Annotated in this window: 11 protein-coding genes and 4 tRNA genes; 3 read left to right on the forward strand and 12 right to left on the reverse strand. The window is 58.2% G+C overall.

Features of this window, described 5'->3' with window-relative positions; translation table 11 throughout:
• Positions 1 to 19: 19 nt before the first annotated feature.
• Positions 20 to 1,231: a helix-turn-helix domain-containing protein gene (locus tag SJY10_RS11050; protein ID WP_386682529.1), complete on the reverse strand. Its 1,212-nt coding sequence runs from the start codon at positions 1,229 to 1,231 to the stop codon at positions 20 to 22.
• A 128-nt stretch (positions 1,232 to 1,359) separates the two neighbouring features.
• Complete coding sequence (hemA, locus tag SJY10_RS11055) at positions 1,360 to 2,583, reverse strand: 5-aminolevulinate synthase (RefSeq protein ID WP_386682531.1); 1,224 nt, start codon at positions 2,581 to 2,583, stop codon at positions 1,360 to 1,362.
• A 271-nt stretch (positions 2,584 to 2,854) separates the two neighbouring features.
• Between hemA and SJY10_RS11060 the strand changes: the two genes are divergently transcribed.
• Positions 2,855 to 4,237 (forward strand): M20/M25/M40 family metallo-hydrolase, encoded by a 1,383-nt coding sequence (locus SJY10_RS11060; RefSeq protein WP_386682533.1) that lies wholly within the window; start codon positions 2,855 to 2,857, stop codon positions 4,235 to 4,237.
• 204 nt (positions 4,238 to 4,441) lie between these two features.
• Here SJY10_RS11060 and SJY10_RS11065 read toward each other — a convergent pair.
• From SJY10_RS11065 to tgt, 10 genes are all read right to left on the reverse strand, one after another.
• Positions 4,442 to 4,518 (reverse strand) — tRNA-Asp (locus SJY10_RS11065).
• Positions 4,519 to 4,553: 35 nt separating this feature from the next.
• A tRNA-Asp gene (locus tag SJY10_RS11070) sits at positions 4,554 to 4,630 on the reverse strand.
• Between the two features lie 568 nt (positions 4,631 to 5,198).
• A tRNA-Val gene (locus SJY10_RS11075) sits at positions 5,199 to 5,274 on the reverse strand.
• A 28-nt stretch (positions 5,275 to 5,302) separates the two neighbouring features.
• Positions 5,303 to 5,863, reverse strand: a complete 561-nt coding sequence (locus SJY10_RS11080; protein WP_386682535.1) for a histidine phosphatase family protein — start codon at positions 5,861 to 5,863, stop codon at positions 5,303 to 5,305.
• Positions 5,864 to 5,918: 55 nt separating this feature from the next.
• A tRNA-Val gene (locus tag SJY10_RS11085) sits at positions 5,919 to 5,993 on the reverse strand.
• Positions 5,994 to 6,005: 12 nt separating this feature from the next.
• A complete protein-coding gene (locus SJY10_RS11090; protein ID WP_386682537.1) occupies positions 6,006 to 6,455 on the reverse strand; it encodes an HU family DNA-binding protein in 450 nt (149 codons plus the stop codon).
• 162 nt (positions 6,456 to 6,617) lie between these two features.
• Positions 6,618 to 9,026 (reverse strand): endopeptidase La, encoded by a 2,409-nt coding sequence (gene lon, locus SJY10_RS11095; RefSeq protein ID WP_386682539.1) that lies wholly within the window; start codon positions 9,024 to 9,026, stop codon positions 6,618 to 6,620.
• Between the two features lie 555 nt (positions 9,027 to 9,581).
• Positions 9,582 to 9,794, reverse strand: coding sequence for a WcbI family polysaccharide biosynthesis putative acetyltransferase (locus SJY10_RS11100; RefSeq protein WP_386682541.1), 213 nt, complete (start codon positions 9,792 to 9,794; stop codon positions 9,582 to 9,584).
• A gap of 63 nt (positions 9,795 to 9,857) precedes the next feature.
• On the reverse strand, positions 9,858 to 10,175 hold the full coding sequence (locus SJY10_RS11105) for a hypothetical protein (RefSeq protein WP_386682543.1): 318 nt from the start codon (positions 10,173 to 10,175) through the stop codon (positions 9,858 to 9,860).
• 66 nt (positions 10,176 to 10,241) lie between these two features.
• A complete protein-coding gene (gene tgt / locus SJY10_RS11110) occupies positions 10,242 to 11,372 on the reverse strand; it encodes a tRNA guanosine(34) transglycosylase Tgt (protein ID WP_386682545.1) in 1,131 nt (376 codons plus the stop codon).
• A gap of 160 nt (positions 11,373 to 11,532) precedes the next feature.
• On the opposite strand from tgt, the gene SJY10_RS11115 reads away from it, so the two are divergent.
• Both SJY10_RS11115 and SJY10_RS11120 read left to right on the forward strand, forming a co-directional pair.
• Positions 11,533 to 11,895, forward strand: a complete 363-nt coding sequence (locus tag SJY10_RS11115; RefSeq protein ID WP_090184079.1) for an SUF system Fe-S cluster assembly protein — start codon at positions 11,533 to 11,535, stop codon at positions 11,893 to 11,895.
• Between the two features lie 71 nt (positions 11,896 to 11,966).
• Entirely contained in the window at positions 11,967 to 12,329 is a 363-nt protein-coding gene (locus tag SJY10_RS11120; RefSeq protein ID WP_386682547.1) for a HesB/IscA family protein, read from the forward strand.
• Positions 12,330 to 12,381 lie beyond the last annotated feature (52 nt).

Below are 12,381 nucleotides of genomic sequence, written 5' to 3' on the forward strand. Positions count from 1 at the left end.
AGCAACCGCCTTGCGGGGGTTATTCGGTGACGATCGCCTCTGCGACATTCACGATGGCGCGCAGGTCGCCGTCGCTGTTCAGATCAGCCACCGCAAACTTTTGCGTCAGGTTGTCAGCTGACAACGCAAGGTTCGACGTCACCGTGCCATTGGGGCCGGCGGGGCCATAGTGCTGACCGTTCACCGCGAAATACACCGCGCCGCTTTCGCCGACACGCAGGGTTGCAGGCTCTTCTGTTGCAGGCAGCGCAAAGGTGTCGCCGGCGTTCATGATACCTTCAAAGATGATCGAGTCGTCAGCCGTGCGCACCCGCACCCAAGCCGGACGAACAGCAACAAGCTGCACCTCTGGCACGGGGCCTTCGCTGACCTGAATGGTCTGCGCAGGCTCTGCCCCGGGCAGCGGCGTATCAACGGTCACCTCGGCTGCGGCCTGACGCAGGCCCTGATCCACCGCCAGATTGCCCAGCGTGCCGGATGTGCCCGGCAACAGGGTCGAAATCGGCGCATCGCGCGCAACCAGCACCGGCACATCCAGGGCTTGCGGGCGATACAGGCGGTCCAGCGCCTCTGGCGTGGGGGCTGCAAAATCGGGCGCATCGGTGCCGGCATCGGCGATTTGCGACGCCCCGGCCAGCGGATCCAGATCCGACAGCACAACAGGGGTCTGGTCCACCGGGGCCAGACGCACCTTCTGCACCTCTTGCAGGACGGAATAACCGCCATAACCAAGGCCGCCGATCAAGGCGACCAGCACAAGCAACGAGCCCACTGCGCCCGGTTCGATGCCGGAAAACATCCGGTCCCCGTGGGGAATGAACGGCGTGGCCGAGGCGGAAAAGATATCCTTGCCCATCGGTGTGCGCTGCGCTTGAAACTTAGCCGGCTTGGCCGAAGACGCCGCCGCCGACATGCCATGCGCCGTGCTAAAGCCGCTTTCGCGGCAAAATGTTTCAAACGCGGAATCGGGGTCCATTTTCAGGTAACGCGCATAGGACCGCACATAACCGGCGATAAAACCGGGTGTATCAAAGGCTGACGGATCAGCGTTTTCGATTGCAGAAATATAGGCAGCCTTGATTTTCAGCTCGCGCTGCACATCCAGCAGGCTTTTGCCCATGGTTGCACGTTCGCCGCGCATCATGTCACCAAGACGCATGTCAAAAGCGTCGAAACCTTTGGTTTCAACGTCCGCGACCGCCTTTGCGCGCCGAAAGCTCTTTACGATCATTATCGTTCCGCCGTGTGCCTGCCCCGAGTTCAACCCTAGATCACGATCCCACTTTAGTCGAATCATCTCTTAAAGATTGATTAATCACCAAGTATCACACGGTTCCGTGTTGTGCACTTGCAGAAAAGTTAGCCCGCCATATCGGCGCGATTCAGCGCACAATGTGACCAAAGGTTATCCAGCGCACCGACCAGCGCATCCATTTCCTTAGCCCCGTGTACCGGCGACGGCGTAAAGCGCAGCCGCTCTGTCCCGCGTGGAACTGTTGGAAAGTTGATCGGCTGCACATAGATCCCGAACCGGTCCAGCAGCATGTCAGACATCAGCTTGGTATGCTTGGGATCACCCACCATCAGCGGCACGATATGGCTGCCATGATCGATAATTGGCAGGCCAAGGCCCTTTAGCCGCAATTTCAGGATCTTGGCTTGCGTTTGCTGCGCATCGCGCAGGCTTTGATCCGTCTTCAGATGCTTGACGCTGGCCGCCGCACCCGCCGCGACGGCAGGTGGCAAGGATGTGGTAAAGATGAAACCCGGCGCATAGGACCGCACCGCGTCGCACATTTTGGCCGATGCCGCGATATAGCCGCCCATGACGCCATATGCCTTTGCCAGGGTGCCATTGATAATATCGATACGGCCCATCAGGCCGTCCCGCTCTGCCACCCCTGCCCCGCGCGGGCCATACATGCCGACAGCATGTACCTCGTCGATATAGGTCAGCGCATTAAATTCGTCTGCCAGATCACAGATCTTGGCAATCGGGGCAAAATCGCCATCCATCGAATAGATCGATTCGAACGCGATCAGCTTTGGCACATTTGGATCATCAGCCGCCAAAAGCTCGCGCAGGTGCGCCAAATCGTTATGACGGAAAATACGCTTGGCCCCGCCATTGCGGCGCACACCTTCGATCATGGACGCGTGGTTCAGCGCATCCGAATAGATGATCAGACCGGGAAACAGCTTTGGCAGCGTACTTAGCGTAGCGTCGTTGGCGATATAGGCGCTGGTGAAAAGCAACGCCTCTTCCTTGCCATGCAGATCGGCCAGCTCGGCTTCCAGCTGCTTGTGATAGACCGTGGTCCCGGAAATGTTACGCGTCCCGCCAGAGCCTGCACCGGTCGCGTCCAGCGCGTCGTGCATTGCCGACAAAACAACCGGATGCTGACCCATGCCAAGATAGTCGTTGCCACACCATACGGTGACCGGTGCTTTGCTGCCGTCAGGCTTGTTCCAGACCGCGTGGGGAAACTGCCCCCGCGTACGCTCGATATCGATGAAGGTACGGTAACGCCCCTCTTCATGAAGCCGATTGATCGCGGTCGAGAGCGCTGCGTCGTAATTCACCGGTTATCCTTTCGAAAGTGCGATACATCCCGCAACCAGCAGCAGGCAATATCTTGATTTCCGCATGCATATAGGCCTGATGCCCGGCGATCAACACGCGACCTGTTGTCACCTTGCCTTAAAGGCCCAGAATATCTGCGCTTTGATCTAGCGCAAATTTGTGCGGCCCTGTGCATAAAAACGAACACGCCGGAACAGCCCCCCTGCTTGACCTTGGGGGGAAAGGGGCAGAACCTTGGCGCAAATTCGTCTAAATCAAGGCCAAACTCCCATGACCGACGCGACCCTCGCCCCCGTCTTGCAAAAGATCGATGATGATCTGAACGCTGCAACGGCACGCCTGCTGGATTTGCTGCGCATCCCGTCCATCTCTACTGACCCCGTCTTCAAGGATGATTGCGATCGCGCTGCCGACTGGCTGGTGGACGATCTGCAATCCATCGGATTTGCAGCGCGCAAATACCCCACCGACGGCCACCCGATGGTCGTCGCCCACTCCGGCGGGACCGGCCCGAACGTGCTGTTTTATGGCCATTACGATGTGCAGCCCGTCGATCCGCTGAACCTGTGGGACCGCGACCCGTTCGATCCCGCAGTCGAACAAACCGCCAAAGGACCGGTCATTCGCGGCCGCGGATCGTCCGATGACAAAGGCCAGCTGATGACCTTCGTCGAAGCCTGCCGCGCGTGGAAAGCCGTCCACGGCACCCTGCCCGCCAACATCACGCTGTTCTTCGAAGGCGAGGAGGAATCCGGATCTCCATCGCTGATCCCCTTCCTGAAGTCCCACGCAGACATCCTGAAATCCGACATCGCCCTGATCTGCGACACCGGCCTGTACGGAGAGGAAACCCCCGCCATCATTACCCAGCTGCGCGGCCTTCTGGGCGAAGAGGTCACGATCCACGGCCCGTCCAAGGACCTGCATTCAGGCATGTATGGCGGCATCGCCATGAACCCGGCCCGCGTGTTGGCCAAGGTCATCGCCGCCCTGCACGACGACACAGGCCGTATCACGGTGCCGGGCTTCTATGACGGTGTGCCGGAACTGTCGAACGCACTGGCGGCCAGCTGGGACGATCTGAACTTCGACGCAGAAGCTTTCCTGGGTGAAGTCGGGCTCAAGATCCCGGCAGGCGAACAGGGCCGCCGCCCACTGGAAATGATCTGGTCCCGCCCCACCTGCGAAGTGAACGGCATGACCGCCGGCTATACCGGTGACGGCTTCAAAACCGTGCTGCCGGCCAAGGCCAGTGCCAAGATCAGCTTTCGCCTTGTCGGCACCCAAGACCCCCACGCGATTCGCGATGCGTTCCGGACCATGGTGCAGGACCTGATTCCTGCTGATTGCCGCGTGGAATTTCACAGCCACGGCGCGTCTGCTGCCGGACAGATGAGCACGGATCACCCCGCATTCACGCAGGCGCGCGGCGCCCTATCTGACGAATGGCCGCAAGCCGCTGCCTATGTCGGCTGCGGCGGGTCGATTCCGATCGCCGCTTACTTCAAACAATATCTGGATATGGATGCGATGCTGATTGGCTTCGGCAAGGACGATGACCAGATCCATTCACCAAACGAAAAATACGATTTGTCGTCGTTCCACAAAGGCACCCGCAGCTGGGCGCGAATCCTGCGCGCCATGACAGCCTGAACCGGTTGCACGGCGCATCACCCTGCGCCGTGCCCTTCTTCTGGTCACAAATATCCCGGGGGAGTCCGCGTAGCGGACGGGGGCTGGCCCCCGCATTTTTCATAGAAAAATGCAAAACCGCATAAAACGGCTGCCACACAGACGACGATGAATGATTTTTCGTCGAAAAATCATGACATCAGTGATTTGACAGGAAAGGTGAAATGGCGCGGTTGACGGGGCTCGAACCCGCGACCCCCGGCGTGACAGGCCGGTACTCTAACCAACTGAGCTACAACCGCGCATTTCAACGACATGGCAGACAAATCAGAGTCAATGGCGCGGTTGACGGGGCTCGAACCCGCGACCCCCGGCGTGACAGGCCGGTACTCTAACCAACTGAGCTACAACCGCCTTTGACCCGTTCAGCGTCTGCACTGAACGTGTCGCGCTTCTATGCAAGCCCCCCGACCCCGTCAAGCGGTGTAAGTATAAAAACTGCGGCGGGGCGCGATTAATTTTTGTCCGGGCTTAAATGCGCTACCGTAATGGGGGCGCTGCCCCCGGCTGCGCCTCCCCCGGGATATTTATAACCAGAAGAAGTCAGGACCTTGCCCATAGGCACCGCAGCTGCGCCTATACCCGTTTACCAGTCGCGGTCTCGGCAACATGATCACGAGGCAAATATGGCGCAGGTATCATGCGTGGCCAGATTAGTGCGGACATGATGGCGCAGATTAGCAAACTGGCCACGCCGCCGGTCTGCGCATCGATAATCGCAGAGTATCAAAAGGCCCTGCACTGCAGCCCTACCCCAGCGGCCTAGGCCGATATAAAAGCGCGCCCAAATATTCCAAGCAAAGGGCGTGTGGAATTTGGCACGGGCGGGACAAAGTGTCAGCATCGCCGATCATTACGCGGCGCACGCACCTTAATCGCGTGCGATCGTCACGAGCCTGATATGCAATACGGAAGCGGGATATGGTGGGTGGTGAGGGGCTCGAACCCCCGACATTTTCGGTGTAAACGAAACGCTCTACCAACTGAGCTAACCACCCGCAGCGCCCGTTTAAAACGGTTTTGAAACTAGCGCAACTCCTCTGCGCGACCTTTGTGCAAGTAAAATACGTTTCCCTGTCCACCGGGCAAGGTATCCCAGGCCGCATCATCAAGGCCGAGCGCCGCACATCGCAGAAAACGGCTGATGATTCCGTGACATACGATGACGGCCGGGCCGTCCAGATCGGCCAGAAATGCCCGCGCCCGCGCGGCAACACCGGTCAGACCTTCGCCGGGGGCGCTGGCGTAGACCGACAAATCGCCATCCGGCCCCTCTGCGGCACTTGGCGCGGCAAAACTGCGCCGCAGCTGGCCTTGCCAAGCACCCACATCGATTTCGCGCAGACGCGCATCCGTGTAGATTTCCGTTGCCACGCCCCCCAGCGCGATTCCGGCGGTTTGCACTGCGCGGGCCAGTGGCGAGCTATAGAACGAAAAACCGCGCAAATCCCGCAGCGACAGCACGGCCCCTTGCGCCGCGGCCTGGGCCTGCCCCAGATCGGTCAGCGGCGCGTTAAGGAGGCCTTGCATCCGCCCTTCCTTGTTCCACGTCGTTTCGCCGTGGCGCAGAATATAAAGGTCATGCATGGACGTCATCTCCCAAAGAAAAAGGGTGCCGCCCTGCGGCGACACCCTGGAATTCTGGTGGGTGATAAGAGATTTGAACTCCTGACATCTTCGATGTGAACGAAGCGCTCTACCACTGAGCTAATCACCCGTCGGGGGTGATTTAGCTGGCGTCGCCTGCCTTCGCAACCCCGGATTTCGCATTTTGTGCGTCGGTGGCAGAGCCCGCCCCGAGACCGGCACCGTCTTTCATCGTACGCAGTTTCAAGGTTAGCATTTGCGCGCCTTCGGTCAGCTCTTTGACCTTGACGGCCTTGATCTTGCCCATCGGGGGCAGCACCAGTTCTTCGCCAGCGGCCAGCAGATCGGCCAGTTCGGCCAGCGCGGCTTCGATGGCGGGCTTTGCGTCGCGTTTTTTCAGATCGCCGCGGGCGATCACGCGGTCGATGAAAGCCGCCTTTTTGACCGACTCGCCGGCAGGCATGTCCACATTACCCCCAACCACGCGCGGCGCAGGGGCGGTGGCGGTGGCGGCTGGCGTAATTTCGACTTTTGGCGCTGCGGCGGAAAGTTTGACGGTCCCGTTGGCAGCTTTGGTCGGTTTATCGGTCATTTTGCATCCTTTAAGGCCATGGATCAGCGTTTATCACGCTTGATCCAGTTCCGCCACGCCGGGCGATATGGCCACATCAATAGCGATAAATCATGGCATATCCATGCCCCAAACGCAAAAGGCGCGCCACCCGGGCGCGCCTTTCACCAACAAGTCCGGCCCTTAGTGGACCCCTGCCCCAACGCCCTGATTGCGGGCAGCAAGGGCGGCGGCGGCGGCAGCTTCTTCTGCCGCCTCGTCCCATTCGATCGCATCCGGCTGGCGCACAAGAGCGTGTTCCAGCACTTGCGACACATGGCCCACGGGGATGATCGTCAGACCTTCCTTTACGTTGTCCGGAATATCCGCGAGGTCTTTTTCATTTTCCTCGGGGATCAGCACAGTCTTGATCCCGCCGCGCAAGGCGGCCAGCAGTTTTTCCTTCAACCCGCCGATCGGCATGGCGTTGCCGCGCAAAGACACCTCGCCGGTCATAGCGATATCCTTGCGGACCGGGATCTGCGTCAGGACCGACACGATGGACGTCACCATCGCCAGACCTGCGCTAGGCCCGTCCTTGGGCGTGGCCCCATCGGGCACGTGGACGTGGATGTCCGTCGTGTCGAACTTCGTCGGCTTCACCCCGATGCTGGGGCTGATGGAACGCACGTAAGAGCTTGCCGCGTCGATGGATTCCTTCATCACATCGCCCAGCTTGCCCGTGGTTTTCATCCGGCCCTTGCCCGGCAAACGCAGCGCCTCGATCGACAGCAATTCGCCGCCGACAGACGTCCAGGCCAGCCCGGTCACAACGCCGATCTGATCGTCCTTTTCAGCCAAACCATAGCGATGCTTGCGCACACCCAGATAGTCATCAAGGTTGTCCGCAGTCACAGCAACGGCCTCGACCTCTTTCTTGACGATCCGCGTTACAGCCTTGCGGGCGATCTTGGCCAGCTCGCGTTCGAAGTTCCGCACCCCAGCCTCGCGGGTGTAATAGCGCGCAATGTCGGTTAGCGCGCTATCGTCGACGCTGAACTCCTTGGGCTTGAGCCCGTGGTTTTTCATGACCTTGGGCAGCAGGTGCTGTCGCGCGATTTCGCGCTTTTCGTCTTCGGTGTAGCCGGACAGGCTGATGATTTCCATCCGGTCCAGCAGCGGCCCCGGCATGTTGTAGCTGTTCGCCGTGGTCAGGAACATCACGTTCGACAAATCGTATTCCACCTCAAGGTAGTGGTCGACGAAACTGCCGTTCTGTTCCGGATCAAGCACCTCGAGCATGGCAGAGGCGGGATCGCCACGGAAATCCTGACCCATCTTGTCGATTTCATCGAGCAGGATCAGCGGATTCGTCGTCTTTGCCTTTTTCAGCGCCTGAATGATCTTGCCGGGCATGGACCCGATATAGGTCCGGCGGTGGCCGCGGATTTCGGATTCGTCACGCACGCCGCCAAGGCTGATGCGGATAAACTCGCGCCCGGTCGCTTTTGCCACCGATTTCCCAAGCGAGGTTTTACCCACACCCGGAGGACCGACGAGGCACATGATCGGCCCCTTCAGCTTGGCAGAGCGTTGCTGCACCGCTAGATATTCCACGATCCGTTCCTTGACCTTATCCAGGCCAAAGTGGTCGTCATCCAGCACCTTTTGAGCGTGGCCAAGGTTCTTTTTGGTGCGCGACTTCACGCCCCATGGCACGCCCAGAATCCAGTCAAGATAATTGCGCACGACGGTCGCCTCGGCGCTCATCGGGCTCATGTTCTTGAGCTTCTTCATCTCGGCGTCGACCTTTTCACGGGCCTCTTTCGACAGCTTGGTCGCCGCGATGCGGGCTTCCAGTTCGGCCACTTCGCCGGCACCTTCCTCGCCGTCGCCCAGCTCCTTCTGGATCGCCTTCATCTGTTCGTTCAGATAGTATTCGCGCTGCGTGCGCTCCATCTGGGTCTTGACGCGGGTCTTAATCTTTTTCTCGACCTGCAGCACCGACATTTCGCCCTGCATCAGGCCATAGACCTTCTCCAGCCGCTCTGACACGGACAGCGTTTCCAGCAGGCCCTGCTTTTCGGCGACTTCGATGCCAAGGTGACCGGCCACAAGATCAGCCAGTTTGGCAGGCTCGGTCGTTTCCGACACGGCAGCCATTGCCTCCTCGGGGATGTTTTTCTTGATCTTAGCGTAGCGCTCGAACTCGGCCGCAACCGTACGCACCAGCGCCTCGATCTCGTCCTCGTTGCCCGGCTCTTCGGTCAGATATTCGGCGGATGCTTCAAAAAAGCTGTCGTTTTCAACAAAATCAGTGATCCGCACCCGCGCGCGGCCTTCGACCAGTACCTTGACGGTGCCGTCGGGCAATTTCAGCAGCTGCAACACATTGGCCAACACGCCAGCCTTATAGATACCGTCCTGCGCCGGATCATCCTCACCGGGGTCGATCTGACTGGACAGCAAAATCTGTTTGTCATCGCGCATCACCTCTTCCAAGGCGCGCACGGATTTTTCACGGCCGACGAACAGCGGCACGATCATGTGTGGGAACACCACGATATCGCGCAGCGGCAGGACGGGGTACGATGTGGCAAGAGGGTCTTGCATGCTCTTATTCCTTCTAGTGGCAAAACACCCCGGTCCCGATCTGGCGACCCTTGGGGCGTTTCCGTATCACTCATGTGGGGGAACGCAGCCCCCGTTTCAACATCTTGCGTGCCCATTGCGACAAGAGCCGCCGCTACGCAAGATTTGCCACCAATGTTGAACCTGCAAACACCCGGCGGCAAGGCTACTTTTTCCGACTTGCTAATAACCTTTTGTCACAGCTTAGGAAGAAGATAGCCGTCTAGCTCCTTTTCCACCATTGAAGCACAACAGACATAAGCAAATGATATACGGCTTAAAAACAGCGTCCTTTCGCAGAGCAGAGGCATTTTTTAGCCCTGCACGCTAAACCTAGCAGTCCATATCGCCTGATGCGGCTTGCTCCGATCGTTTGCAAGCCAGTGTAACTAATTTTTTTGCTTGCCCATACCAATGAGGATCGGGATCGCATTCCAATTCCAAAGCCTCTACATCAAAAGGAGTGAACGACCGTGTCGACATTGGTAACGCGCGTTTACCCCATTCAACTGGATTATGACTAAATGCAGGCTGATATTACCAACCAATATGCTCACAAAGGCGGCGAAACATTTCGAATAGCACGTGCTGCGCCGGGTGGTTTATGGCCCAAAACGACGACTGGAACCGCCAAGTCTCGCTAATATAGTCTGATATCCGAATATCACAGCTCGACGCTTCCTTTTCAGCCAATTTAGCAAGCGACATCATGACGCGCTGCTTATTATTCAGGTCAATTTCGCCATTCATAAACTGCTTTATGACATCAAACGGCCTGCGGCCCTCCCAAACACGGTCAATAATCTCCTGGCCCTATAGTAGTGACCTCCCCTTGGACGCGATGACCTCCAAACCGGCGATCCCATCAACATAGACATAGGGAACAAAGACCACGTCACCCTTGGTACTTGATTTAACATCATCAACATTAAACGCTGCGCTTCGGTTTTCAATCGCTTGTGAAATCACCAAATCTGCCTCGGCGAGGCGGTCACGAATTTCACATTCGTCATAGTTGCCCCAATAAGGGGTAATTGTTCGATGCTCGCAGGGCATCTTCGGAAACATACCACGAGAGATTCCTCTCATCGCATTGATTTGGCAATTACCGAGATAAAGAATATTCTTCACTAGGTATTCCTTTTACGATTTGATCGCGATATTTTGTATTAATTAAGCCCGCACAATATTTAGATGCTACAATGGATCAATATCGCCCTGCGCGCGTCCTGCGTGAAATGCCGACTCCCATGCGGCAAAGGTACCTGCGGCAATCGCATCGCGCATTTCGCCCATGATTTGCTGGAAGTAATGCAGGTTGTGCCAGGTTAGCAGCATGCCGCTAATCATCTCTTGCGACTTGAACACGTGATGCAGATAGGCGCGTGAATAATTACGGCAGGCGGGGCATGTGCACGCCTCGTCCAAGGGGCGGGGATCGTCAGCATGGCGCGCGTTCTTCATGTTCACAACACCGTGACGTGTGAACCCCTGCCCCGTACGACCAGAGCGGCTGGGCAACACACAGTCCATCATGTCGATACCGCGCTTGACCGCGCCGACAATATCGTCGGGCTTGCCAACCCCCATCAGGTAACGCGGCTTGTCCGTCGGCAACATGTCAGTTGCGAAATCAAGGCAGCCAAACATCGCCTCCTGCCCCTCGCCCACAGCAAGTCCGCCGACCGCGTAACCGTCAAAACCCACGTCAATCAGGGCCTTGGCCGATTCCTCGCGAAAGTCGCGTTCCAACCCGCCCTGCTGGATGCCGAACAGCGCATGGCCTGGCCGGTCGCCAAAGGCATCCCGCGACCGCTGTGCCCACCGCATGGATAACCGCATCGATTCCGCAATCCGGTCCCGGTCAGCAGGCAAGGCCGGACATTCGTCGAAACACATCACGATGTCAGAGCCGAGCAGCTTTTGAATCTCCATCGACCGCTCTGGCGACAGCATATGCTTGGACCCGTCAATATGGGACTTAAACGTCACGCCATTTTCGGTCAGCTTGCGCAGATCAGCCAGCGACATGACCTGAAAGCCGCCCGAATCTGTCAGAATTGGCTTGTCCCAATTCATGAATGTGTGAAGCCCGCCAAGCTTCGCAATCCGCTCTGCTGTGGGGCGCAGCATCAGGTGATAGGTATTGCCCAGCAAGATATCCGCGCCCGTCGCCGCGACACTTTCCGGCATCATCGCCTTGACCGTGGCCGCTGTGCCGACCGGCATAAAGGCCGGCGTGCGGATATCACCCCGCGGCGTATGCATCACGCCCGTACGGGCGGCCCCATCGGTGGCGTGCAGATCAAAGGAAAAACGGGTCGTCATGGGCATATCCTATCAGATTGCACCCCTTTTGCCCGTGGCCGCCCCAAATGAAAAGACCTCGCACGCCGCGCAGCACATAGCGACAGCTGTAACAGCGCCACCCTTTACCCTTCCCCGCGCAATCCCTATATGTTCGCTCAGGAATAGACGGGATACGACCATGACAGACCAGACAGCCCCCATGGAAGGCACGCCGCTGATCGCGCCATCCAGCACGGACCATCCGCTGCACGAAAAGATCGTCGAAGCCTGCCGTTCGGTTTATGACCCAGAAATTCCGGTCAATATCTACGATCTGGGTCTGATCTATACGATTCAGGTCGCCGAAGATAACGCCGTGCGGATCATCATGACACTGACCGCCCCCGGTTGCCCCGTTGCCGGGGAAATGCCAGGCTGGGTCGCCGACGCGGTAGAGCCGCTTGAAGGCGTCAAACATGTCGACGTCGAAATGACATTCGAACCGCAATGGGGTATGGACATGATGAGCGACGAGGCACGGCTAGAACTGGGCTTCATGTAAAGCTGCGACAGCCGCACCTTGAGGCGCGGCGCAATCATGCCTACATTCACAGTGACCTGAAAGGATATGCCATGTTCGGTATCCCCGGAAAACAAGCCGTCACCATCACCCCCAAAGCCGCCGCCCAGATTTCAAAACTGATGACCCGCGACAATCATCAGGGCCTGCGCGTTGGCGTGAAAAAAGGCGGCTGCGCCGGCATGGAATACACCATGGAATACGTCACCGACGTCAACCCCATGGACGAGGTCGTCGAGGTGGACGGTGCTCGCGTCATGATCGCGCCCATGGCGCAGATGTTCCTTTTCGGCACGGAAATCGACTACGAAACATCACTGCTGGAAAGCGGTTTCAAGTTCCGCAACCCTAATGTCGTCGATGCCTGCGGCTGTGGCGAGTCGATCAAATTCGACGATAGCCTCTCGGCGAACTAGGCGACCTCCGGCCTTCATCTGGCCAGACAAACTCCCGCCGGAGGCCCCGAAT

The organism is Loktanella sp. R86503, assembly GCF_042466455.1.
Taxonomy (GTDB): Bacteria; Pseudomonadota; Alphaproteobacteria; order Rhodobacterales; family Rhodobacteraceae; genus Loktanella.